23 protein-coding genes and 1 tRNA gene are annotated in these 23,157 nt (G+C 42.3%); 19 read left to right on the forward strand and 5 right to left on the reverse strand.

Annotated features, from left to right (window positions below):
- The first annotated feature begins 165 nt into the window (after positions 1-165).
- From rbfA to FZ941_RS05365, 3 genes are all read left to right on the forward strand, one after another.
- Positions 166-516, forward strand: coding sequence for a 30S ribosome-binding factor RbfA (rbfA, locus tag FZ941_RS05355; protein WP_005590924.1), 351 nt, complete (start codon positions 166-168; stop codon positions 514-516).
- A 131-nt stretch (positions 517-647) separates the two neighbouring features.
- Positions 648-733: transfer RNA gene (locus FZ941_RS05360), tRNA-Leu, on the forward strand.
- A gap of 182 nt (positions 734-915) precedes the next feature.
- Positions 916-1,797 carry a class II fructose-bisphosphate aldolase gene (locus FZ941_RS05365; protein WP_045498845.1) on the forward strand — a complete coding sequence of 294 codons (882 nt, stop codon included), beginning with the start codon at positions 916-918 and terminating at the stop codon, positions 1,795-1,797.
- Between the two features lie 87 nt (positions 1,798-1,884).
- Here FZ941_RS05365 and FZ941_RS05370 read toward each other — a convergent pair whose 3' ends face one another.
- On the reverse strand, positions 1,885-2,106 hold the full coding sequence (locus FZ941_RS05370; RefSeq protein ID WP_316246083.1) for a tyrosine-type recombinase/integrase: 222 nt from the start codon (positions 2,104-2,106) through the stop codon (positions 1,885-1,887).
- 163 nt (positions 2,107-2,269) lie between these two features.
- Between FZ941_RS05370 and FZ941_RS05380 the strand changes: the two genes are divergently transcribed.
- Both FZ941_RS05380 and FZ941_RS05385 read left to right on the forward strand, forming a co-directional pair.
- Positions 2,270-3,034: a class I SAM-dependent methyltransferase gene (locus tag FZ941_RS05380; RefSeq protein WP_148887123.1), complete on the forward strand. Its 765-nt coding sequence runs from the start codon at positions 2,270-2,272 to the stop codon at positions 3,032-3,034.
- A gap of 173 nt (positions 3,035-3,207) precedes the next feature.
- A complete protein-coding gene (locus FZ941_RS05385; RefSeq protein WP_148887124.1) occupies positions 3,208-3,402 on the forward strand; it encodes a hypothetical protein in 195 nt (64 codons plus the stop codon).
- Positions 3,403-3,564: 162 nt separating this feature from the next.
- Here FZ941_RS05385 and FZ941_RS05390 read toward each other — a convergent pair whose 3' ends face one another.
- Entirely contained in the window at positions 3,565-6,684 is a 3,120-nt protein-coding gene (locus FZ941_RS05390) for an LPXTG-anchored zinc carboxypeptidase (RefSeq protein ID WP_398587558.1), read from the reverse strand.
- Between the two features lie 447 nt (positions 6,685-7,131).
- On the opposite strand from FZ941_RS05390, the gene FZ941_RS05395 reads away from it, so the two are divergent.
- The 8 genes from FZ941_RS05395 (at position 7,132) to FZ941_RS05430 (ending at position 13,648) form a co-directional block, all read left to right on the forward strand.
- Positions 7,132-7,398, forward strand: a complete 267-nt coding sequence (locus FZ941_RS05395; protein WP_005590918.1) for an ACT domain-containing protein — start codon at positions 7,132-7,134, stop codon at positions 7,396-7,398.
- Between the two features lie 11 nt (positions 7,399-7,409).
- Positions 7,410-8,747, forward strand: a complete 1,338-nt coding sequence (locus tag FZ941_RS05400; protein ID WP_148887125.1) for a PFL family protein — start codon at positions 7,410-7,412, stop codon at positions 8,745-8,747.
- Between the two features lie 110 nt (positions 8,748-8,857).
- The gene (locus FZ941_RS05405; RefSeq protein WP_148887126.1) at positions 8,858-9,550 is read left to right on the forward strand and encodes a histidine phosphatase family protein; all 693 of its coding nucleotides are present in this window, start codon (positions 8,858-8,860) and stop codon (positions 9,548-9,550) included.
- 116 nt (positions 9,551-9,666) lie between these two features.
- A complete protein-coding gene (locus FZ941_RS05410) occupies positions 9,667-10,356 on the forward strand; it encodes a histidine phosphatase family protein (RefSeq protein WP_148887127.1) in 690 nt (229 codons plus the stop codon).
- Positions 10,353-11,093 (forward strand): D-alanyl-D-alanine carboxypeptidase family protein, encoded by a 741-nt coding sequence (locus tag FZ941_RS05415; RefSeq protein WP_187418387.1) that lies wholly within the window; start codon positions 10,353-10,355, stop codon positions 11,091-11,093. Before FZ941_RS05410 ends, FZ941_RS05415 begins: the two co-directional genes overlap by 4 nt.
- Positions 11,094-11,404: 311 nt before the next feature.
- The gene (locus FZ941_RS05420; RefSeq protein WP_148887128.1) at positions 11,405-11,773 is read left to right on the forward strand and encodes an EXLDI protein; all 369 of its coding nucleotides are present in this window, start codon (positions 11,405-11,407) and stop codon (positions 11,771-11,773) included.
- Between the two features lie 209 nt (positions 11,774-11,982).
- Positions 11,983-12,987 carry an NADP-dependent oxidoreductase gene (locus FZ941_RS05425; protein WP_148887129.1) on the forward strand — a complete coding sequence of 335 codons (1,005 nt, stop codon included), beginning with the start codon at positions 11,983-11,985 and terminating at the stop codon, positions 12,985-12,987.
- A gap of 16 nt (positions 12,988-13,003) precedes the next feature.
- A complete protein-coding gene (locus tag FZ941_RS05430) occupies positions 13,004-13,648 on the forward strand; it encodes a TetR/AcrR family transcriptional regulator (RefSeq protein ID WP_148887130.1) in 645 nt (214 codons plus the stop codon).
- Positions 13,649-13,744: 96 nt separating this feature from the next.
- Here FZ941_RS05430 and gdhA read toward each other — a convergent pair whose 3' ends face one another.
- The gene (gene gdhA / locus FZ941_RS05435; protein WP_148887131.1) at positions 13,745-15,091 is read right to left on the reverse strand and encodes an NADP-specific glutamate dehydrogenase; all 1,347 of its coding nucleotides are present in this window, start codon (positions 15,089-15,091) and stop codon (positions 13,745-13,747) included.
- 222 nt (positions 15,092-15,313) lie between these two features.
- Here gdhA and FZ941_RS05440 point away from each other — a divergent pair, with 222 nt between their 5' ends.
- Positions 15,314-16,249, forward strand: a complete 936-nt coding sequence (locus FZ941_RS05440; RefSeq protein WP_148887132.1) for a dihydroorotate oxidase — start codon at positions 15,314-15,316, stop codon at positions 16,247-16,249.
- A gap of 270 nt (positions 16,250-16,519) precedes the next feature.
- Here FZ941_RS05440 and yidC read toward each other — a convergent pair whose 3' ends face one another.
- Both yidC and FZ941_RS05455 read right to left on the reverse strand, forming a co-directional pair.
- The gene (yidC, locus tag FZ941_RS05450) at positions 16,520-17,440 is read right to left on the reverse strand and encodes a membrane protein insertase YidC (RefSeq protein ID WP_148887133.1); all 921 of its coding nucleotides are present in this window, start codon (positions 17,438-17,440) and stop codon (positions 16,520-16,522) included.
- Between the two features lie 81 nt (positions 17,441-17,521).
- On the reverse strand, positions 17,522-17,800 hold the full coding sequence (locus tag FZ941_RS05455; protein ID WP_148887134.1) for an acylphosphatase: 279 nt from the start codon (positions 17,798-17,800) through the stop codon (positions 17,522-17,524).
- A 141-nt stretch (positions 17,801-17,941) separates the two neighbouring features.
- On the opposite strand from FZ941_RS05455, the gene FZ941_RS05460 reads away from it, so the two are divergent.
- The 5 genes from FZ941_RS05460 (at position 17,942) to gndA (ending at position 23,153) form a co-directional block, all read left to right on the forward strand.
- Positions 17,942-18,682, forward strand: a complete 741-nt coding sequence (locus FZ941_RS05460) for an RNA methyltransferase (RefSeq protein ID WP_148887135.1) — start codon at positions 17,942-17,944, stop codon at positions 18,680-18,682.
- Positions 18,683-18,726: 44 nt separating this feature from the next.
- Entirely contained in the window at positions 18,727-19,218 is a 492-nt protein-coding gene (locus FZ941_RS05465; RefSeq protein ID WP_148887136.1) for an HD domain-containing protein, read from the forward strand.
- A gap of 19 nt (positions 19,219-19,237) precedes the next feature.
- Complete coding sequence (locus FZ941_RS05470; RefSeq protein ID WP_148887137.1) at positions 19,238-19,921, forward strand: Bax inhibitor-1/YccA family protein; 684 nt, start codon at positions 19,238-19,240, stop codon at positions 19,919-19,921.
- Between the two features lie 181 nt (positions 19,922-20,102).
- Positions 20,103-21,566 (forward strand): flotillin family protein, encoded by a 1,464-nt coding sequence (locus FZ941_RS05475; protein ID WP_005592424.1) that lies wholly within the window; start codon positions 20,103-20,105, stop codon positions 21,564-21,566.
- 162 nt (positions 21,567-21,728) lie between these two features.
- Positions 21,729-23,153 carry an NADP-dependent phosphogluconate dehydrogenase gene (gene gndA / locus FZ941_RS05480; protein WP_148887138.1) on the forward strand — a complete coding sequence of 475 codons (1,425 nt, stop codon included), beginning with the start codon at positions 21,729-21,731 and terminating at the stop codon, positions 23,151-23,153.
- Positions 23,154-23,157: the final 4 nt, after the last annotated feature.

Below are 23,157 nucleotides of genomic sequence, written 5' to 3' on the forward strand. Positions count from 1 at the left end.
CGAAAACTCTCAGTGAAAAGCATATTTGATGGAAGTCGATACTTCTAGGCCAAGTTCCTTTTTCGCAAAGAGCTTAGAGCGAATTTCATTCAACTAAAACTAAACATATAAGCTAGGCTAGGCCTAGCTTATATTGCAGAAGAAAAAATTTAGAAAGGAAATCCTATGGCAAATCATTTTCGTACCGACCGTGTAGGAATGGAAATCAAGCGCGAAGTCAATGAAATCTTGCAGAAGAAAGTCCGTGACCCACGGGTGCAGGGTGTGACCATTACCGATGTCCAAATGCTGGGTGATCTGTCTATGGCCAAGGTCTACTATAGTATCATGAGTGACTTGGCTTCGGACAATCAAAAGGCGCAGCTGGGCTTGGAAAAGGCAACTGGTACTATTAAGCGTGAACTGGGTCGAAACCTCAAGATGTATAAGATTCCAGATTTGACCTTCGTCAAAGACGAGTCTATTGAGTACGGTAATAAGATTGATCAGATGTTGCGCAATTTGGAAAAACATTAATGAAAAGAGTGAGATAGGCTTTTGTTTTTGAGCCTGTCTCATTTCTATTTTTGAAAAGACTTTTTAAAAGTTTTGAAAAAAAGGTGTTGACAAGGGGAGATTATCCTGTTATACTAGTAAAGTACTCAATCGCGGGGATGGCGGAATTGGCAGACGCGCAGGACTAAGGATCCTGTGACCGCTTTAGGTCGTGAGGGTTCAAGTCCCTCTCTCCGCATAGGATTAGCTGACTTCGGTCAGTTTTTTTGTTTTCTCAAAGAAGCTAAAGATGCCTGAATTCAAAAATTGCTTGGGAATTACTTAAAATTTCAGGAAAAACTAGCAATTTTAATGAAAAAGTGATAAAATAAACAATGTAAGTGGTTCATTCCACAAAAAATTAGAGGAGGCCTATTACAAATGGCAATCGTTTCAGCAGAAAAATTTGTCCAAGCAGCTCGTGACAATGGTTATGCAGTTGGTGGATTTAACACAAATAACCTTGAGTGGACTCAAGCTATCTTGCGTGCAGCAGAAGCTAAAAAAGCACCAGTTTTGATCCAAACTTCAATGGGTGCTGCTAAATATATGGGTGGTTACAAAGTTGCTCGCAACTTGATCGCTAACCTTGTTGAATCAATGGGTATCACTGTACCAGTAGCGATCCACCTTGACCATGGTCACTACGAAGATGCACTTGAGTGTATCCGAGTTGGCTATACTTCAGTTATGTTTGACGGTTCACACCTTCCAGTTGAAGAAAACCTTGAAAAAGCACGTAAAGTTGTAGAATTTGCTCATGCAAACGGCGTGTCAGTAGAAGCTGAAGTTGGTACTATCGGTGGTGAAGAAGATGGAATCATCGGTGATGGTGAATTGGCTCCAATCGAAGACGCTAAAGCAATGGTTGAAACTGGTATTGACTTCTTGGCAGCTGGTATCGGTAACATCCACGGTCCTTACCCAGAAAACTGGAAAGGTCTTCACCTTGATCACTTGCAAAAATTGACAGAAGCAGTTCCAGGTTTCCCAATCGTATTGCACGGTGGTTCAGGTATTCCTGATGACCAAATCCAAGCAGCAATCAAACTTGGTGTTGCGAAAGTTAACGTTAACACTGAATGCCAAATCGCATTTGCTAACGCAACTCGTAAATTTGCTCGTGACTACGAAGCAAACGAAGCAGAATACGACAAGAAGAAACTCTTCGACCCACGTAAATTCTTGGCTGACGGTGTCAAAGCTATCCAAGCATCTGTTGAAGAACGTATTGATGTCTTCGGTTCAGAAGGTAAAGCATAAGAAGTTTGTAAAAGCTTAATATAACAGGGTTTATCCAATTTGGATAAGCCTTTTTTCTTTGTTTGGCCACAAATTTGCCACACTTATTTAGTTAACGAATCTAATACAGGAATAATGAGATCTTTTGTTTTTTTGTGTAAGGTACAAATAGATATCTGTGCCACGACTTCCTCGTGTGTGTCCAACACGATCTTGAATTGCTTCAAGTGGAATTCCTTGCTCAGCTAAAAAGCTGATATGTGTGTGACGAAAAATGTGAGTTGAAATAGAATCATCATTAGTACGAGAGTTTGAGCGATGACGTTTAATATTTGAATTAGAATGGCAGGAATAGCTAGTGCAATAGCTTCAAATATTTTAAAGAAGGCATAAAAAATAGTAATTAAACATATGGTATAATAAAATGAAATCAAGTAATGGCAATATATCCAACTTAAATCGAAATAATATAAAAATACGAGGAGATTATGAGATGAACAATTATATAAAATTAAATCAAGATAGGTGGAATAATGTCAAAAATGACTATACTGAGCCATTGACACATGAAGAATTAGAAGAAGCTAGAAATAATCCTATTGCTGTTGCATTAACTGTTGGGAAAAAAGTTCCGACAGAATGGTTTGAAAAAGCTAAGGGAAAAAAGATATTAGGGTTAGCTTGTGGTGGTGGCCAGCAGGGTCCAGTTTTTGCTCTAAAAGGTTATGATGTCACCATCATGGATTTTTCTAAATCACAATTAGAAAGAGACGAGATGGTTGCTAAAAGAGAAGGCTTAAAAATCAAGACGATTCAAGGCGATCTGACAAAACCATTCCCATTTGAAAATGAAACTTTTGATATTATTTTTAATCCGGTTTCAAATGTATATATAGAAGATTTAGAAAACATGTATAAAGAAGCCTCTCGAGTATTGAAAAAGGGTGGATTGTTAATGGTCGGATTTATGAACCCTTGGATATACATGTATGATGCTGACATTGTATGGGACAAGCCTGATGACGAATTACTTTTAAAGTTTTCAATACCTTTTAATTCAAAAGAGCTTGAAGAGGAAGGCAAAATAACCATAAATCCAGAATATGGATATGAATTTAGCCATACCTTAGAAACTCAGATTAGAGGACAACTTAAAAATGGTCTCGCTATGATAGATTTTTATGAGTCCTGTGACGAAAGAAATAGATTATCACGTTATGGAAATGACTATATAGCTACACTTTGCATCAAACCATAATATTATAGAACATACTTCAGGAGAATAGCCCGTTTTATTTTACGTAAGGGTTAAAATCTAAATCCCAGTTTGTCGAAGTAAAACAATTAAATAAAATTATAGAGAGGAAGTAAAAGCAAATAGCCGATACTTACTTTTTATTGTCAAAAATTCAAAAACGGAAAGGAGAATTTATGGAAGAACTGAAGAACACAGATAAACAAGGCAGTAGCACAAAGAGAAAGACTGGAAAGACCACCTATGAGGTTGTTGACCATTTCAATGAAAATACAACTGAAATAATGCAAGATAAACTTACAAGAATAATGCTGAGGGAGCTTAGGAGAAAATCAGACGAAAAAAAGATGATTTTGATTAAAAATCCTTGACAAGAGCAACAGGAAAAACAGCGAAGTCTATGTCGGCTTAATACTACAAAATGATAAGTCACGAAAAAAATCGCATGGATGAATCTGAAATGATTTGTCCATGCGATTTTTGTATTTAAGAGGCTATTGTAAGCAAAGGTTTATCTAGTAGACTAGAAATGCTTACGCTTCTTTCTTTTTGAGTAAGAAGAGACCACCACTTGTAGCTAGAAGAATCGTTGCGACTGTAAAGAGAGCAGAGTTTTCTTTGCTTCCTGTTTGTGGGAGCTGAGCCTGCTGTGTATTTGTTGCTTTTTGAGCTGTAGCGCTAGGCTGTGCTTCGCTTGTTTTCTGAGCTAGGCCTTCTAATTGCTCTTCTTTTGCTTTTGGAGCAGTCGGTTTGTCGCCTGTTTTGCCTGCTTGTTTTGGCTGAGGTTTTTGGTTCAGAATTTCTACAATTTCGACACTTGGTTTGTGAGTGACAGGCATATCTTTCAGCTCAGCCAATTGATTGCCAAAGACAGCGTTCGATACCCAACGGTAGAAGTGAATGGTATGCAGACGATTAGTTGGATTTCCAGCATAAATGAAGAGCGGATGTTCCTTGTAATTACCAGAAATAGCAACGATTTTATTGGCTAATTTTTCATTGCCTGGCCACCAGCCTGCAATGTAGTAGTCACTGTCTGCAATAGTCGCCAAAGTCTTGAAGTTGGCAGGAGCTTTTGCGATCCAGTTTCCAGAATTAGAATAGAAGAGATCATTCTTCTTATAGCCGCTAGTCAATGGATCCTTATCGTCTATAATAGCTTTCATCAGCCCTTCAAAATCGCTGCCGCCAGAGAATCTTTCCACATCAAATCCATCTAGAACACCGAGTTTTTCAAGGCGTTGCATAGCAGAGCCTCCCACTACAATGGTTGGTTTGCGACCAAGGATAGACTTGTCAAACTTGTTGCTTTCAAGGACGATGACATCAGCTTCCTCAGGCGTATTGACAATATCAAAACCTAGATTTTTCAATGCCAGAGCGGTATGAGTAGGTGAGTCCACTCCTGCCCAGTAGAATTGATGAGGAGGTGCATAGACCTTCAGTGCTTTCAAGCTTGGTCCTTCTGGAATCTTATACAAGGCATCTCCATAAATAGCATAATCACCTAAGAGATTTGCAAAGGTTGATGTATCAACGATATAGCCATCTTCTGTCAGATAGACTTTCTTACCTTGGCGAATGGCTTGGTTAACAGCTTTGACTGCGCTGTCAGATGTATTAGCGATGACATAGTAAGGTGCTGAGTAGTTGATATCGCGCGTCCGAGTAGCACGGAGAGCAGTGACTTCACCGAGTTTGCCATCAAAGAGTTTATCTTTAAAGATCGGCTCAGCTTTAAAGCCTCTCATATCTGGGAAGTTTACCAAAAGTTCAGCATACATGGCGGCCCAAGCAGATTCGTTTGATCCTTTGTAGAGGATATGGTTGGCATAGCCACGTTTAGCTTGAGCCATATCGACAACTAGGTCACCCTTCTTATAGTTGCCAACATCTTCCTTCAATTCTTGAATGACAACACCATTTCTCTTGAAGTATTCAATCATATTAAAGGCTTGTTGGGAATCATTGTCTTTGTCGAGACCCATAGGGATGACATAATAGTCAGGGAAGAATTTTTTCTGACCATTTTTTACCCGTCCAACAACCTTGCCGTCAGGTCCGACCAACTCATTTTCAGCTTTTGGATCTTCAACCTTGTTGATGCCACGGAGATAGAAGTTGAGGCGCATTTCCATGAGCTTGTCAGGATCTTGGGACAGGTAAGAGATGCCTCCGAGGACAGCGTGATAGCCAGCCTTGTAGGATTCCTGATTTCCTTCAGGTATTTCGATTGTATGTCCTAAGATACCATGGTACATAGCATAGACACCAGTGTAGCCAGAGAAGGAGTCATCCCAACCATCGCCCCAGTCTAGTTTAGGGATGATGTAGCTATCATACTTAGAGTTGGCAACGCCAGCACGTCCCATATGGTGAGCATTTTCCAGCATATTTTCAGACAGAAGGTCGTATTCAAAGTTTGGATCGTGCGGCGGTGTCGCTGGCTCAATCAAGAATTCTTTAACGAATCCATGAATGTCATAAAGTGCAATTGGATTCCATTTGTTAATGAGTCCAGCTACAGTACGGGTTTCTGGGTTGGCCTGATAGCTAGTATCGCGGTTTGGATCGATTCCGTTGGCAAGAGCACGCGTATTGGCAACATCTCCGTCAGGATTTTCAGTAAAGTCAAAGAGGAAAATGAATTTCTTGAGGAGTTCTTTGACATTGAGGGTGATATTTTTAGCCGCACCGTTGGAATCAGTTGTTTGGAAAGAAATTTGCTCCTTAGTTGCAAAAGTATTGAAGAGTCCAGTGATGATGTCGATAGCTGGCTGTTCGTCAGCGTGGGTGTTATTGATCAGGACTGGAAGTTTGTAGTCCAGTCTACCATTTTTTAGAGCAGCTAACATTTCAGCTGGTTTAGTAAGGGCGACTTTATTGGTTGTATTGAGATAGTCGTCAATGCTCTTTTGGTTGGAGCTGATGATACCCAATTTGATATCGCGACCCTGAGCACTCTTTCCGATGTTCTCAATCTGTACCAAGCGATCCGTTTTAGCATCTTGTCGACTCTTTTCGATAGCTGCCAACATTTCATCGTGGGTATGGAAATCTTCGTAAGGACGAAGGACAATATTCTTGCGAATAGTCAGGCCAAGATCTTCGCTGGTTCCGACTAATTCATGACTTCCCATAAAGTTGCGGTAGGTTCTGCGAATATTGTTCGGTGTTCGCAGGCTTAAGTCTTGACCAAATAGTTCATTAAATTTGAGGGAAACTTTTAGGTCATTTCCATCAGCTTTTTCTTCGACAGTCACAAATGGGTCGCCAGAGAAGGTGCCCTCATCCATCTTCCAAGTTTTCCACTCGCTAATCGGCTTGTTGTCTAGTGTCCAAGTGATTTTACCAGCTTGAGCTCCTTGCTCTTGAATAGTTTCTTCAATGCTGGCTTTTTCGGACATATAAACTTTACTGTCAGCAAGCTGAACCTTGTTTTCTTGGGTGCTAGCTGCGCGGACTTCTGTGTTAGTCGTAGTGTCCGATTTTTGTGTTGCATTAGCTGCTTTTTCCTCTAGGGCTGTGGAAGGAAGACTTGGAGCCTTGCTGTCGGCAGCTTCAGATGAGCTGCTTTTCTCTAGTGAATCAGCTTGTGGAGTAGCCGAAATTTCTTCTGCTTTCTCTGTACTTGCAGGTTTAGGCTGTTCCACAAGAGAACTGATTTTGCTGCTGTCTTGCGGAGGTTCAGCAGAGTTAAGCGTATCAGCCGCCGCATTTCCTTGAGCTAAAACGGCTAAGAGAACCCGCAGCGGATAGGCTGAGGGCTTGTGTATATAAGCGTTTCTTATATGAGTTTTTCATAAGAAACCTCCTTTTTAATGTGTTCTTAAGTTTAGTATAGCAGAGTTTGAAACCGTTTACAAATAAAAGCATAGATAAAAAACAAACTTCTAACAAAAAAGAGAGATGTGTGTAATTTCTGAAGAGCATCTGAACCTGATATCGAGAGAGCCATTTTTAGTGGGATGTTGCCAATATTTGAATCAATTATTTTTTAAAAATGGCTTGCAGGATTCACAGCTTGGGTTTCTGCAAATTCATGCAAAAACCAAGCATTTATGCTACAATATTAGCAATAAAGATGATTGGAGCAAACGATGAAAGCGATTATTACGGTTGTTGGAAAAGATAAGGCAGGGATTGTGGCTGGTGTAGCTAGTAAAATTGCCGAGCTGGGGCTCAATATTGACGATATTTCTCAAACTGTTTTGGACGAGTTTTTTACCATGATGGCTGTCGTTTCTAGCGATGAAAAGCAAGATTTTGCAGCACTTCGTAGTGAATTTGAGGCCTTTGGTCAGACCCTCAATGTCAAAATCAATATTCAAAGCGCAGCCATTTTTGATGCTATGTACAATATCTAAGGAGAGGGCGCATGGATATTAGACAAGTTACAGAAACCATTGCCATGATTGAGGAGCAGAATTTTGATATTCGGACCATCACCATGGGAATTTCACTCTTAGATTGTATTGACTCAAATATTGAGAGGGCGGCGGATAAGGTTTACAAAAAAATCACGACCAAAGCGAAAGACCTGGTGGTAGTTGGGGATGAAATTGCTGCCGAGCTTGGGATTCCTATCGTCAACAAGAGGGTCTCAGTGACTCCAATTTCTCTGATTGGGGCAGCGACGGATGCTACGGACTATCTGCCTCTGGCTCATGCTCTGGATCGGGCAGCAAAAGAAATCGGTGTGGACTTTATCGGTGGCTTTTCTGCCTTGGTACAAAAAGGCTATCAAAAAGGCGATGAAATCCTCATCAATTCCATTCCGCGCGCTTTGGCGGAGACAGACAAGGTCTGCTCCTCTGTCAATATCGGCTCAACCAAGACCGGCATCAACATGAGGGCAGTTGCGGATATGGGGCGCATTATTAAGGAAACCGCTCAGTTATCTGATATGGGTGCGGCCAAGTTGGTCGTCTTTGCCAATGCAGTAGAGGACAATCCTTTCATGGCAGGCGCCTTTCATGGTGTCGGTGAAGCAGATGTGGTCATCAATGTCGGTGTTTCTGGGCCAGGCGTTGTCAAGCGGGCTCTGGAAAAGGTCCGTGGTGAGAGCTTTGATGTGGTAGCTGAAACAGTCAAGAAAACAGCCTTCAAAATCACCCGTATCGGCCAGTTGGTCGGCCAGATGGCCAGCGAGCGTCTGGGCGTCAAATTCGGGATTGTTGACTTGAGTCTGGCTCCAACACCAGCGGTCGGAGACTCAGTGGCTCGTGTCTTGGAAGAAATGGGCTTGGAAACAGTCGGCACTCATGGTACGACAGCGGCGCTTGCCCTGCTCAATGACCAAGTCAAAAAAGGCGGTGTCATGGCCTGCAACCAGGTCGGCGGTCTGTCTGGTGCTTTCATTCCTGTGTCAGAGGACGAGGGCATGATTGCGGCTGTGCAGAATGGCTCGCTCAATCTAGAAAAGCTAGAAGCTATGACAGCTATTTGCTCGGTAGGTTTGGATATGATTGCCATTCCAGAAGCGACACCTGCTGAAACCATTGCGGCCATGATTGCGGATGAAGCAGCGATTGGTGTCATCAATCAAAAGACGACAGCTGTGCGGATTATTCCGAAGGGCAAGGAAGGCGATATGATTGAATTTGGTGGACTCTTGGGAACAGCTCCAGTCATGAAGGTCAATCAGGCTTCGTCAGCCGCCTTTATCGCCCGTGGTGGTCAGATTCCAGCACCGATTCACAGTTTTAAAAACTAAGTATATAGGGGTCTGTCTAAACAGACCCTTTCCCTCTGTCTCGCTCAGTCAAGTGTGAGACAAATAAGCCACTCTTAGACGGGTGGCCTTGATGAGAAAAGGAGATATTCATGGCAAAAACGAAATTATACATTATCCGGCATGGTAAGACTATGTTTAATACCATTGGTCGAGCTCAGGGCTGGTCGGACACTCCCTTAACTGAAGAAGGCGAACGTGGTATCCGTGAGCTAGGGATTGGGCTAAGAGAGTCTGGCTTGGAATTTACCAAGGCTTTCTCGAGCGACTCTGGCCGAACCATTCAGACCATGGGGATTATCCTAGAAGAGCTGGATTTGGTTGGGAAGATTCCTTATAAGTTTGATAAGCGCATCCGAGAGTGGTGCTTCGGGAGCTTTGACGGGGCTTATGGTGGCGATCTTTTCCGTGGAGTGATTCCGAGGGTAAGTGACACCGATAATTATAAAGAGCTGACGTTCCCAGAATTGGCAGACGGCTTGGTTGAAGTGGATACGGCTGGCTGGGCTGAGCCATGGGAGCAACTCAGTGGACGGATTTTAGCTGGATTTACAGCTATTGCTCAAGAAGTGGAAGCTGCTGGTGGAGGCAATGCTTTGGTTGTCAGCCATAGTATGACCATCGGGACTTTTGCTTATCTGATTGATAAAGCCATTAGCAAAAATCCTGAGGTTGACAACGGCAGTGTGACAGTCGTCGAATATGAAAAGGGACAATTTACGATTCAGATTTTGGGAGATGTGTCTTACCGTAAGGTTGGTGCTAAAATTTTGGACGCTAGATAAATCGTTAAAAGAAAGCAGGGCAATGATGGAGGATTGTTGCGCTGTTTTCTTGCTATCTTATAGACCGATTTTTTTCAGAAAAGTGATATAATGGAGGAGAATAAGGGGGTAAGTGTATGGCAAAAACAAGATTATACCTGATCCGGCACGGCAAAACGATGTTTAATACAATCGGACGAGCTCAGGGCTGGAGTGATAGTCCATTGACAGCAGAAGGTGAACGTGGCATCCATGAATTAGGAATTGGCCTGCGACAAGCAGGAATTGACTTTAAGATTGCTAGATCTAGTGATTCGGGTCGGACCATTCAGACCATGGGAATTATTCTGGAAGAGCTGGGCTTGACGGGAAAGATTCCTTACCGGTTTGACAAGCGCATTCGAGAGTGGTGTTTTGGCAGCTTTGATGGTGGCTATGATGGCGAGCTCTTTATGGGAGTCATGCCTAGAGTCTTTAATATCGACCATGTCCATCAACTAAGCTATGCTGAATTGGCAGAAGGTTTGGTGGAAGTCGATACGGCTGGCTGGGCTGAGAACTGGGAAAAACTCAGCGGCCGAATTTGGCAAGGCTTCTCAGAGATTGCTGAGGAGCTGGAGGCTGCGGGTGGTGGCAATGCGTTGGTGGTTAGTCATGGCATGACCATCGGAACCTTTGTCTACCTGATTAATCGCATGCAACCTCATGGTCTAGGCAATGGTAGTGTGACAATCGTAGATTATGAAGATGGTCAATTTTCAGTCGTTTCTATCGGCGATATGTCCTATCGTGAAGTTGGAGCGAAAGAGCTGGAGGACAAGGCTTGAAAAGACGTCGCCGCGAAAGAAGGAGAAAACTCTTCCTATTTCGACTGATAAATAGGCTTTTATTTCTAGGAATTGCTATTAGCTTGTTTTTTGTTCTATTGCGAGTGCAAGATATGGATGAAGACTTGCCAACTTTTATTAATCATGGTTTTGGAGTCCAGAGTTCTGACTTACCCAAGGTGTCAGTTGATGATTGGGAATTGATTTTGATTAATCGTAGTCATTTACAGGAAGAATCTCATCCTAGGTTGAGCCAAATTGATGATATTCAGGTAGATAGTCGGATTGCTGAAAACACTAGACAATTTTTGGCTGCGGCTCGGATCATTGCACCAGGAGAAACCTTGATTTCGGGCTATCGTAGCCGAGCGGAGCAGACAGAGCTCTATGAAGAAGCCCTAGCTTTGGCCGAAGAAGAAGGCTTGTCTCGGCAAGAAGCGGAGCAAGAAGTGCAAAAGCAGATCCAGCTGCCAGGTGCCAGTGAGCATCAGACAGGCTTGGCGATTGATATGAGCGAGCCAGAAGGTCAGAATGATGAAGTAGCCCATAAGATTGCAGAAATTGCCCCTAAATACGGCTTTATTCTGCGCTATCCTGAAGGGAAAAGCGATATTACTGGTGTGAATTTTGAAAATTGGCACTATCGTTATGTTGGCGTAGAGTCGGCCCAATACATGCAAAAACATCATCTAGTTTTAGAGGAGTATCTGACTCTTTTGAAAGAGTCAGCTCGGTAAAGCGTCACAATCCATTGATAGACAAAAAATCAGCTGCTCAAGTGAGCAAGCTGGTTTTAAGGCTCTTTGTCAACTGTGGTGAGTTTCAAAAAGTTACTAGAATTTTGATATAAATTCAATTTTCTTATTGACCCTAACCTTGGGGAAGGGGGATACTAATACAAGATAAGAAAGGAGAATATTATGCAAATCAATATGATTCGTTCAGAAGAAGCAATTTTAGAGGCGACTGAAGACTTTTGGAAATGACACTTTTGTTTGAAAATTTGCCAGAACATGATATAATGTAGGTGATTTCAGGAGGTGATAGTATGCACTATAAAAGAATTGAATTGAAGGTGACAGATCAAGGAATTCATGAGCGCAAGATTTTTCAAGGTGTTAAAATTTTTAGCCGCAGCACGCTGTCCAAAGATCAGAAAAGTATTCTAACGCAGAAGATTTACCTGACTCCGAAGCAAAACATCGTTTACTATCAGCGAACAGATGTCAATTATGACCAGAACTGGCAGCATAATAAGGACTATTACGAACTGGCTTATGACCAGTTGGACAGAGAAATTGTCTTTAAGGTTTGTCAAGATTTTGACGAACTAAGTCCTTTTCTGGAAAATGAGCTGCTTGAGAAGCTAAAGGAAAAGCAGTCAGCAGGCAAGTTTTTTGAAAAATTAGATATATAAAAATCCGGCTGCTTTCATAAGCAGTCGGATTTCTTTGAGTTATAGTTTGATAATCTTTCATGATAAAAATAGATCTATTTTTATCATGAACAGCTCACTTAGTTAGAAGTTTTGGAAACAGTATAGTTGACATCTATGGAGAATAAGCATATAATCAAAAAATGATTGAGTGCTCACTCAATTAGTAGATGGGTAAAGGAGTTCATAAAATGGTTGTTCAAGCAATACAATATAGTCGTTTCGGTGATGAAGAAGTGTTAGATTTAGTGAACATTAAATCTGATTCTTTGAAAGTGAATCAAGTTAGGATAGAAGTTCATGCAGTTGGTTTAAATCCTATTGATTATAAGACTTTTGAGGGTGCAAAGCCACTCCGATTTCTATCTTTTATGGCGAAACTAAGGCAGCCAAGTCGTTGGTTTGAGTCAAGGTCATCTCTTTTTCCAAGAGGTGTTGGTCGGGATTTTGCTGGAGTTATCACAGAAATCGGTGAAGGAGTAAGTCGGTTTGCAGTAGGCGATAAGGTTTTTGGAACAATGATCAGTGACCCTGGATTGGGAACCAAGAGGGGAGCTTTGGCAACAGAAATTTGTGTCAATGAATCGGAAATCGTATCGAAACCAGATATGATTGATATGAATCATGCTGCTACTATGGGGGTAGCCTCTCTAACAGTGGGTGGTGCTTTTAGAAAAATTGAGTTAAATTCTAAAGATGTTGTAGTTATTTCAGCGGCGACAGGTGGTATTGGAAGTATTGCAGTACAGTATGCAGTTGCTAAGGGTGCAACAGTTATCGGAATTGCAAGTAAGAAAAATTCAGAATATCTCAAGTCCTTAGGTGCTATACCAGTAGCTTACGAAGAGAACATCCAGAATGCTCTTCTATCAGCAAGTCCAAAGCCGATTACAAAATTCTTGGATTGCTATGGAAGTGATTATGTTAAATTGGCTTTCAGTTTGGGATTGAAAGGCACGGATATTGGAACGCTAGTACCTTTACCATATGTTATGATAAGAGGAGCTCAGTTCACGGGTCCGAGACATTCCACATATGATGATTTTAAGACTCTAGCGGAGATGGTCTCAGATGGGAGGGTTCAGCTAAATATTGATCAAGTGTATGACTTTTCTCTAAAGTCAGTTAGAGAAGCATATCGTAGTCTGAAATTGGGACACACTCGAGGTAAGAAAGTCGTAAAAGTAAGAGAGTAGCAGAGAGGTGCTAGTGATGGAAAGTTTAGAACAAAAGTATGCCCAGACATTAGAAAATAGCAATTTGAGTTTAAAACAACGTCAAGTATTATTATCAAGTCTAAAGTTATTTTCAGAAATTGGTTTTGAAAACACAACAGCCAGTCTTATCGCCAAGGAAGCTGGAGTTTCAGAAGGAACGGTTTTTAGTTACTTTAAGACCAAGGAAGGGATCTTAGAAGCAATTTTATCGACTTTTCTTGAGCAAGTTATTCCAGATGTCATTGCTGATTTTTCTAAGAAGAAATTTACAGCAAACCAAGAGACTTTTTCAGAGTTTTTGAGAAGTATTGTTCGGGATAGACTGATTTTCATTTGGGAAAATCAAATGCAAGTTAAAATTCTCTTGAGTCGTTCTTTTATTGATAATACTATTTCTAACCAGTTAGGGAATGTTATTGTTCACTCTATCATTAGGCCAATTAGTCCAGTTCTGAATCAGTTTAAAGAAAAGGGCCTCATCAGAAATTGGTCAAACGAAAGAATCGTTCGCTATATTTTAGCCTTGAGTCTTTCTTATGTTCTTCCAATGATGTTGAATGATAATGAGGACCTAGATATAGATGAGGCAGTAAATGAAATAGTTGAATGCCTATCTTTTGCCTTAGTAGAGGTAAAATAAATCTTGATTTTAAGCTTACTATTTTAAATAGTGAGCTTTTTTGAAGCCAACATAAAAATCCCCAATCATAATGATTGAGGATTGAGCAAATGAATTTTAAACAATACCTTGTGCAATCATAGCATTGGCTACGTTTTCAAAGGCAGCGATATTGGCACCTGCAAGGTAGTCAGTACCAAGCCCGTATGTTTCAGCAGTTGTTTTAGCTGTGTTGAAGATGTTGGTCATGATGTCTTTGAGACGGCCGTCAACTTCTTCACGAGTCCATGAGAGGCGAAGGCTGTTTTGGCTCATTTCAAGGGCAGATACAGCTACACCACCAGCGTTGGCAGCTTTGGCAGGTCCGTAAAGGAGTCCGTTTTCTTTGTAGACTTTAATCGCATCAAGGTCGCTAGGCATGTTGGCACCCTCAGAGACGCAGATAACGCCTTGGGCAACCAAACGTTTGGCAGCTTCACCATTGATTTCGTTTTGAGTCGCACATGGAAGGGCGATATCGTAGTTACCAGCGTAAGTCCATACAGAACCTTCATGATAAGTAGCAGTTGCTTTCTCAGCTGCATACTCAGTCAAACGAGCGCGACGTTTTTCTTTAACATCAACCAAAAGATCAAAGTCGATACCATTTTCATCAATGACATAGCCGTTTGAGTCAGATACAGAGATGACAGTAGCACCAAGTTCAGTTGCTTTTTGAAGTGCATATTGAGCTACGTTACCAGAACCTGAAATAACCACTTTTTTACCAGCAAAGCTGTTACCGTTAGCTTTGAGCATTTCTTCAGTGTAGTAAACCAAACCGTAACCAGTTGCTTCTGGACGAATCAAGCTACCACCGAATCCAAGAGGTTTACCAGTCAAGACACCCGCATCAAATTGGTTCAGGCGTTTGTATTGACCGTAGAGGTAGCCGATTTCACGTCCACCAACACCGATATCACCGGCTGGAACGTCAAGAGATGGTCCGATGTATTTTTGCAATTCAGTCATGAAGCTTTGGCAGAAGCGCATAACTTCAGCATCAGTCTTTCCTTTAGGATCGAAGTCTGATCCCCCTTTACCTCCACCAATTGGAAGTCCAGTCAAGACGTTTTTAAAGATTTGTTCGAAACCGAGGAATTTCAAGATCCCTTGGTTTACAGTTGGGTGGAAACGAAGTCCGCCTTTATATGGTCCAACAGCTGAGTTGAATTGAACACGGTAACCACGGTTGACTTGCACCTTTCCATCACGGTCAACCCAAGGAACACGGAAAGAAATTACGCGCTCAGGCTCAGTGATACGTGCCAAGATGTTTTCTTCGATATACTCAGGGTGTTTTTCAAATACAGGTTCCAAAGTGCTGAAGAATTCTTCAACCGCCTGGAGGAACTCAGCCTCGTGCCCATTACGAGCTTTTACAGTTGCAAACACGCTTTGGATATATTCTTTAGCAGATGTCATATCGTTCTCCTTTTTGTTGTTATATTTTATTACACGAGCCATTATAGCAGAATTTTTTTAGGGTGTAAAGAAAAAAGTTGAATTTTCTGAAAATTTCCATAATATTTTTTGAAGATTCTAGGTGTAAATACCGAACCTTTTATTGGAAAAATGGGATAACTTTTTTATAGGAAGAGCTTTAATGCTATAATAGAAGAAAATAAGGAATATGAGGTCAAGATAATGACGACAACCAAGACAAAAATTGCGGGTTTTGAATTTGACAACTGCCTGATGAATGCAGCGGGAGTGGCTTGTATGACAGTCGAAGAGCTAGAAGAAGTTAAAAACTCTGCTGCAGGAACATTTGTGACTAAGACGGCAACGCTGGACTTTCGTCAAGGTAATCCAGAACCTCGCTATCAGGATGTGCCACTGGGCTCTATCAACTCCATGGGCCTGCCCAATAATGGTTTAGATTATTATCTTGACTACTTGCTAGAACTGCAAGAAAGCGAACCAAATCGCACTTTCTTCCTCTCTTTGGTCGGTATGTCGCCAGAAGAAACCCAGACCATTCTCAAGAAAGTGCAGGCAAGCGACTTTAAAGGGATTACTGAGCTCAATCTCTCCTGCCCAAACGTTCCAGGTAAGCCGCAGATTGCCTATGATTTTGAAACAACTGATCGTATCTTATCAGAGGTTTTTGCTTATTTCACCAAGCCGCTGGGTATCAAGCTGCCTCCTTATTTTGATATTGTGCATTTTGATCAGGCCGCTGCGATTTTCAACAACTATCCGCTCAAGTTTGTCAATTGTGTCAACTCGATCGGAAATGGTCTTTATATAGAAGATGAGTCAGTGGTCATTCGTCCTAAAAATGGTTTTGGCGGTATTGGCGGCCAGTACATCAAACCGACGGCTCTGGCTAATGTTCATGCCTTTTACCAACGCCTGAAACCAGAAATCGAAATCATCGGAACAGGTGGTGTCCTGACTGGGCGCGATGCCTTTGAGCATATCCTCTGTGGTGCCAGCATGGTGCAGATAGGAACAACCCTTCATAAGGAAGGAGTGGCAGCTTTCGAGCGTATCACCGCCGAACTAAAGGCGATTATGGAAGAAAAAGGCTATGAAAGCCTGGAAGATTTCCGGGGAAAATTGAAGTATATTGATTAAAAGTTTAAGAAAGAGAGAGTGGGACAGAAATCGCTAATTCGTTAGAATTCGATTTTGTCGTCCCACCTCCGCACAGTTGAGTAGGGCTGTAAAAGCTGATGAAATCAGCGTAGTAGAGCCCACTCAACCACTGCGTCTTGCTCGACAATCCAAAGACAATTGAGAGGCTAGGACTTTTGTCCCAGCCTCTCTTTTAGTATTTTTAGGGCGAGTAGAAAAAAAGCCCTCCAAGATTAGATAGGAAATCTTGGAGGGACATGGATAATTTATTTATCTAGAACGTTGTTTACCAGCGTTGCGATTCTTTTTCTTTTTATTGTTTTGAGAGATTGCTTGGCTCGCTTTGGGCGTCACATCCTTGATGCGGCCTGCATTGCTCATGGCTTTCGGAGGATTCTTTTTGTATTCTTCTGCTACTTGCTTTCTGATCCGAGGACGCATTAAGTAGTTAATGATGAATTGTTGGATAATTTGGATGAAACCACCGACTACCCAGTAGAGGGTTACAGCCGCTGGTGACATGAAGGAGAAGACAACAATCATAATCGGGCTCATGTAAGTTGCACTCTTCATCTGCGCTTTTTGAGTCTCATCTTCGATCCCATGTAGGGAGAGAAGTGACTGGATGTAGTAGAGTACACCGACAATGAGAGTCAAGGCCAGACTAGGTTTTCCAAGATTGATGCCAAGGAATGTACTGCTTGCTACGCCGTTTGTGTATTGGGCAGCGAAGAAGAGAGCTGAGAAGAAAGGCATCTGAATGAGTAGAGGCAGGCAACCGATACCGCCAAACATACTCAGACCATTTTCTCTTTGAGCAGCCATAAGTTCTTGCTGCGCCTCTAGTTTTTCTTCTTGGGTTTTGGCATTATTGATTCGTTCTTGGATAGGGGCAAAGATGGGCTTGAAGTAGTTCATCTTTTCTGAATGAAGAGTAGCCTTCCAAGACTGATAGATTCCTAGTGGGAAAATGATCACCCTCACGATAAGAGTAACGATAATAATCGCTAGACCATAACCAAGACCTGAGTTTTTGGCAAAGAATTGGATGCTATCAGCCATAGGGTGACCAAGCAGGTCCCAAATGGGGCCAGAAGGATTGCCAGCCTTGTCTCGTCCGACACACCCTGTCAATAATAGAAGGAGGGACAAGCTCATTCCAGAGAATAAAATACGTTTAAATGTTTTCACGAGTTCATTTCCTTTGTTTCTAAAAAATAATACCTATCTATTCTACTGTTTTTTAAGGAAATATACAATAGTTCTGCAGACCTAATTTGCAATTTTAAAGTCGGTATAGGAATCAAAATTGGCCATGGTGACATCTAAATAGCTGACTTTTGAAAAAGGAGTTGGACCCTTGCGGATTTCTTGAATGAACTTGGCCATGAGAGCAGAGTTTTCAGCTTGAGCCAAAATTTCGACTGTACCGTCGTCATTATTCCAGACGCGGCCGGTAATCCCGCCGATTTGCAGAGCGAGGGAGTAAACGCCCCAACGAAAGCCGACGCCCTGGACTCGTCCTTGCGCAATCATTCTTACTTTTTGCATAGTTACCTCCTTTTGTAGCGGTTTGAAACTCGCTTCTCAGCCCATAGCGCAGCGAGCAGCAGCATGCTGGAGACAAGATTTTCTCTGAGGATAAGTCTAGAGGATGAGTTCAAAACTGCTAGATTGTGTTATAATGTATTTATGAATATTATAACCTCAAAAGCCAATAATGTGGTGAAAAAAGCTAAAAAGCTGCATCAAAAAAAATATCGTAGCGAGTCTTATTTGATTGAGGGCTGGCATCTTTTTGAGGAGGCTCTGGCCAGTCAGGCACGGATTCTGCGAATTTTTGCTTTAGCAGAGTACGAAGAGCGTTTGGCATCCTTTTCTCAGACGATTTTTGTCAGTCCAGAGATTCTCAGTGATTTGGCAGACAGCAAGACCCCTCAGGGAATCGTTGCAGAATTAGCCTTTGAGGAGCAAATGATTCCAGAAAAGCTGGAAGGAGCCTACCTTTTTTTAGAAGATGTACAGGATCCTGGCAATGTCGGAACCATCATCCGAACAGCGGATGCGGCAGGCTATCAGGGAGTGTTCATTTCTAGCCAGTCTGCTGACATTTACAATCTCAAAACCTTGCGTTCGATGCAGGGCAGCCATTTTCATCTGCCCATTTATCGCGTGAGCAGAGAGGATATGCTGATTCTAGCTCGTCAGAATGACTTACAAATTTTGGCTTCGACTTTATCAGAGGACTCCCTTGATTATCAAAAAGTCGAAAAAAATGAGAATTTTCTCCTAGTCATGGGCAATGAAGGTCAGGGAATCAGCCAAGAAATGACGGATGCGGCTGATGTTTTGGTTCATATTTCGATGAAAGGCCAAGCAGAGAGTCTAAATGTCGCTGTGGCAGCTGGCATCCTGATGTTTGCTTTAAGCTAGCTTTTAGAAATCTCTCTATAATAAAACTAAATGGAGGTGATGACATGCCTTACAGAGAAGATGATGAATTTATGGCCTATGTGGGGCATTTGATTGAGAAGCCCAGCGTTCAACGCTTAAAAGGAATTACGCATCATATTCATTCCAATCGGCTTGAACATTCAATCAATGTCAGTTATACTAGTTATAAGATTGCTAAAAAATTTGGCTGGAATGCCCGTAGTACAGCACGGGGCGCTCTATTGCATGATTTATTTTATTATGACTGGCGTGAAACTAAGTTTAAAAAGAGTCATGCCTGGGTACATCCCCGCCTAGCAGTCCGAAATGCCCGTAAGATTACCAAGCTCAATCGAGTTGAGGAAGATATTATCATCAAGCACATGTGGGGAGCGACCTTAGCACCACCCCGCTACAAGGAGTCCTTCGTTGTGACCATGGTGGACAAGTATTGGGCGATCAAAGAAGCGACGGCGCCTTGGCGACAAAAGCTGAGTAGGCGTAAAAAGTATCATCGAAAGATGATGAAAAGTTAAAATGTAAAAAGGAGACATTATGAACAATACAATTATTCAAGAAAACAGTGGACTTTCTAGTTTTTATTCTAAGGTCTACGGATTTGTCGGGATGGGAATTGCCATCTCTGCTCTGGTTTCAGGCTTAATGCTGACGACCTTCCAGACAGCTCTAGTTGAGATTTTGCTCCATTATAGCTGGATTTACTATGGAGCTATCTTTATTGAGCTGGCCTTGGTTTGGTCAGCTTCCAGCAGAGGACTCCGCAATAGTCCAGCTGCTCTTCCCCTCTTTTTGAGCTACTCAGCCCTAAACGGATTTACCATGAGTTTCATTGTAGCCATGTACACAGGAGGCGTGGTCTTTAAAGCATTTGCAGTTAGTGCGGCCGTTTTCCTCGTCATGGCAGCCATGGGCGTTATCATTAAAAAAGATTTGTCTGGTATGGGTCGTGCTATGATTGCAGGTCTGATTGGGATTGTGATTGCGAGTTTTGTCAATATTTTCCTGGGTAGCGACATGATAGACTATATTGTCAGCTATGTCAGCGTCGTCATTTTCGCTGGTTTAATTGCTTGGGACAATCAAAAAATTCGCTATGTCTATGAGCAGACAGGTGGACAAGCTGGACTTGGATGGGCCCTTTCTCTGGCTTTGAGCCTTTATCTCGACTTTATCAACCTCTTCCTCAGCATCCTTCGTATCTTTGGAAGAAATGACTAATAAAAGACGGATAGCTTCCTCGATAAATGGGGAGCTGTCTTTTTGTTTTAAGGGGCATTTGGGAAGTTGAATAGGATTAGCAGTAAAAGTTTTGCAAACTGTTAATTTTTTGATATACTAACTAAAAATATATTTGGGCAATGCATTCGTCTATTGCTCTGGAAAAAGAAAGGAAGTTTCTATGGATATGTTATTTATCCCAGGCTGGTTGATTTTTGCAATCGTTGCAGCCATCGTGCTTATTATTCTTTTGGCTAAGGGGTATGTCAATGCTAAGCCAAATGAAGTAGTCGTTATTACTGGTCTGCGTAAGCAACGCCATTTGCGAGGTAAGGCTGGCTTCATGATTCCTTTTGTAGAGCAGCGCTCTTATCTGGATATTGAGCAGTTTTCTACCGATGTCCGTACTTCTGAGTCTGTACCGACACTTGACTTTATCAACGTTCGTGCTGATGCGGCTGTTAAGTTGAAGATTGGTACTACGGATGAAATGATTGACCGTGCGGCAGAGAACTTCCTTAATTGGAATACCACTGATATTTCTAACTCTGTCCAAGATGTCCTAGAGGGGAACCTTCGTGAAGTAATCGGTCAGATGGAATTGCGCAAGATGGTCAATGACCGTCAGGAATTTGCTTCTAAAGTGCAAGATAACGTAGCGCCAGATTTGGCTAAGATGGGTCTGGAAGTCATTGCCTTTACCGTTCAATCCTTCTCTGATGAAGGCGGCGTCATTGACAATCTCGGTATTGAAAATGTCGAAACGATCAAAAAAGATGCCCTAATTGCAAAGGCTAAAGCTGAACGTGAGCGCAAGGAAGTAGAAGCGGAGCAAGACAAGTTAGCTAACGACAAGCGAGTAGCTGCTGACTTGGAAATTGCTCAAAAGCAAAATGAACTGAAACTGAAACAAGCTGCCCTCAAGCAGGAAGCGGATATTGCGCAAGCTAAAGCGGACGCGGCTAAAGGGATTGAGGCTGAAATCCAGCGTCGTGAACAAGAACGTGTGGCCGCAGAAGCCAACATCATGAAGCAGGAAAAAGAAGCTGAAGTCAAAGAACGGGAAGTTAAGGTTCGTGAGCAAGAATTGGATGCCAATATCCGCAAGCAAGCCGAAGCTGAAAAATATGCCCGTCAACAGGCCGCAGAAGCCCAATTGATTGAGCGTCAACGTCAGGCCGAAGCAGAACTCTTTGAAACGCAGAAAGAAGCGGAAGCCCGCAAGGCTCAAGCTGAGGCTGAAAAATTTGCGCAACTGCAAGAAGCTGAAGCTATTGAAGCTAAGGGACGTGCGGAGGCGGAAGCTATTCGTCTTAAACTAGAAGCGGAAGCAGAAGGTTTGGACAAGAAAGCCGAAGCCATGAAGAAGATGCAGGAAGCTGCGATTACGGAAATGATTGTCGATAAATTGCCAGAAATCGCTCGCGCGGTAGCAGAGCCATTGACCAAGGTAGACAAGATTACCATGTATGGTGAAGGCAACGCTTCTAAAATGGTCGGCGACATCATGCAGAGCATTGACCAAGTTTCCCAAGGTGCAGGCTTTGACATTCGTCAACTGTTAGCTGGAGCACTTGGCGTCAATATGACTGTTAACAAGCTCAAACAAGATGAACAAGCGGTCATCGAAGTTGATGAGAAATAAACCTAAATGTGTCTAAGATATACAAACAGCTGGGAGTTGGAACTTCTGGCTGTTTGTTTGTCCTCCCCCAGAAAAGCATTTCAATCAGCTAAATACTTTTCATTACCTTGTAAAAATGTTAAAATATAACAGATTAAACAACTAAGTCTATAGGAGTAGAAAATGACAAAAGCAAACTTTGGTGTTGTCGGTATGGCCGTAATGGGTCGTAACCTTGCCCTAAATATCGAATCTCGTGGTTATACAGTTGCCATTTACAACCGTAGCAAAGAAAAAACAGAAGACGTGATTGCTTGCCATCCAGAAAAGAAATTTGTACCTAGCTACGATGTAGAGTCTTTCGTTCAATCGATCGAAAAACCTCGCCGTATCATGCTTATGGTTCAAGCTGGACCTGGTACAGATGCAACCATCCAAGCCCTTCTTCCACACCTTGACAAGGGTGATATCTTGATCGACGGAGGAAATACTTTCTACAAAGATACGATCCGTCGTAATGAAGAATTGGCAAACTCAGGCATCAACTTTATCGGAACTGGTGTTTCTGGTGGTGAAAAAGGTGCCCTTGAAGGACCTTCTATCATGCCTGGTGGCCAAAAAGAAGCCTATGAATTGGTAGCTGACGTTCTTGAAGAAATCTCGGCTAAAGCACCTGAAGATGGAAAACCATGTGTGACTTACATCGGTCCTGATGGAGCTGGTCACTATGTGAAGATGGTCCACAACGGTATCGAGTACGGTGACATGCAATTAATCGCAGAAAGCTATGACCTCATGCAACACTTGCTTGGTCTTTCTGCAGAAGACATGGCTGAAATCTTTACTGAGTGGAACAAGGGTGAATTGGATAGCTACTTAATCGAAATCACAGCTGATATCTTGAGCCGTAAAGACGATGAAGGTCAAAATGGCCCAATCGTAGACTACATCCTTGATGCTGCAGGAAATAAGGGAACTGGTAAATGGACTAGCCAATCAGCTCTTGACCTTGGTGTGCCATTGTCACTCATCACTGAGTCCGTATTTGCACGTTACATCTCTACTTACAAAGAAGAGCGTGTACATGCTAGCAAGGTGCTTCCAAAACCAGCTGCCTTTAAGTTTGAAGGAGACAAGGCTGAGTTGATCGAAAAGATCCGTCAAGCCCTTTACTTCTCAAAAATCATTTCATACGCACAAGGTTTTGCCCAATTGCGTGTGGCTTCTAAAGAAAACAATTGGAACTTGCCATTTGCGGACATCGCATCTATCTGGCGTGATGGCTGTATCATCCGCTCACGTTTCTTGCAAAAGATCACAGATGCCTACAACCGTGATGCAGACCTTGCTAACCTTCTCTTGGATGAGTACTTCTTGGATGTTACTGCTAAATACCAACAAGCAGTGCGTGATATCGTAGCTCTTGCTGTTCAAGCAGGTGTACCAGTACCAACCTTCTCAGCTGCCATTACTTACTTTGACAGCTATCGTTCAGCGGATCTTCCAGCTAACTTGATCCAAGCACAACGTGACTACTTTGGTGCTCACACTTACCAACGTAAAGACAAAGAAGGAACCTTCCACTACTCTTGGTATGACGAAAAATAGGATA

Source organism: Streptococcus sp. Marseille-P6264 (genome assembly GCF_902460355.1).
Taxonomy (GTDB): Bacteria; Bacillota; Bacilli; order Lactobacillales; family Streptococcaceae; genus Streptococcus.

Coding starts and splice junctions, on each gene's coding strand:
- FZ941_RS05465 (WP_148887136.1), top strand. CDS start 18,727: ATGCCTTACAGAGAAGATGATGAATTTATGGCCTATGTGGGGCATTTG.
- FZ941_RS05460 (WP_148887135.1), top strand. CDS start 17,942: ATGAATATTATAACCTCAAAAGCCAATAATGTGGTGAAAAAAGCTAAA.
- FZ941_RS05455 (WP_148887134.1), bottom strand. CDS start 17,800: ATGCAAAAAGTAAGAATGATTGCGCAAGGACGAGTCCAGGGCGTCGGC.
- FZ941_RS05410 (WP_148887127.1), top strand. CDS start 9,667: ATGGCAAAAACAAGATTATACCTGATCCGGCACGGCAAAACGATGTTT.
- FZ941_RS05405 (WP_148887126.1), top strand. CDS start 8,858: ATGGCAAAAACGAAATTATACATTATCCGGCATGGTAAGACTATGTTT.
- FZ941_RS05430 (WP_148887130.1), top strand. CDS start 13,004: ATGGAAAGTTTAGAACAAAAGTATGCCCAGACATTAGAAAATAGCAAT.
- rbfA (WP_005590924.1), top strand. CDS start 166: ATGGCAAATCATTTTCGTACCGACCGTGTAGGAATGGAAATCAAGCGC.
- FZ941_RS05470 (WP_148887137.1), top strand. CDS start 19,238: ATGAACAATACAATTATTCAAGAAAACAGTGGACTTTCTAGTTTTTAT.
- FZ941_RS05385 (WP_148887124.1), top strand. CDS start 3,208: ATGGAAGAACTGAAGAACACAGATAAACAAGGCAGTAGCACAAAGAGA.
- FZ941_RS05425 (WP_148887129.1), top strand. CDS start 11,983: ATGGTTGTTCAAGCAATACAATATAGTCGTTTCGGTGATGAAGAAGTG.
- FZ941_RS05395 (WP_005590918.1), top strand. CDS start 7,132: ATGAAAGCGATTATTACGGTTGTTGGAAAAGATAAGGCAGGGATTGTG.
- FZ941_RS05380 (WP_148887123.1), top strand. CDS start 2,270: ATGAACAATTATATAAAATTAAATCAAGATAGGTGGAATAATGTCAAA.
- FZ941_RS05440 (WP_148887132.1), top strand. CDS start 15,314: ATGACGACAACCAAGACAAAAATTGCGGGTTTTGAATTTGACAACTGC.
- FZ941_RS05365 (WP_045498845.1), top strand. CDS start 916: ATGGCAATCGTTTCAGCAGAAAAATTTGTCCAAGCAGCTCGTGACAAT.
- FZ941_RS05400 (WP_148887125.1), top strand. CDS start 7,410: ATGGATATTAGACAAGTTACAGAAACCATTGCCATGATTGAGGAGCAG.
- gndA (WP_148887138.1), top strand. CDS start 21,729: ATGACAAAAGCAAACTTTGGTGTTGTCGGTATGGCCGTAATGGGTCGT.
- FZ941_RS05420 (WP_148887128.1), top strand. CDS start 11,405: ATGCACTATAAAAGAATTGAATTGAAGGTGACAGATCAAGGAATTCAT.
- gdhA (WP_148887131.1), bottom strand. CDS start 15,091: ATGACATCTGCTAAAGAATATATCCAAAGCGTGTTTGCAACTGTAAAA.
- FZ941_RS05475 (WP_005592424.1), top strand. CDS start 20,103: ATGGATATGTTATTTATCCCAGGCTGGTTGATTTTTGCAATCGTTGCA.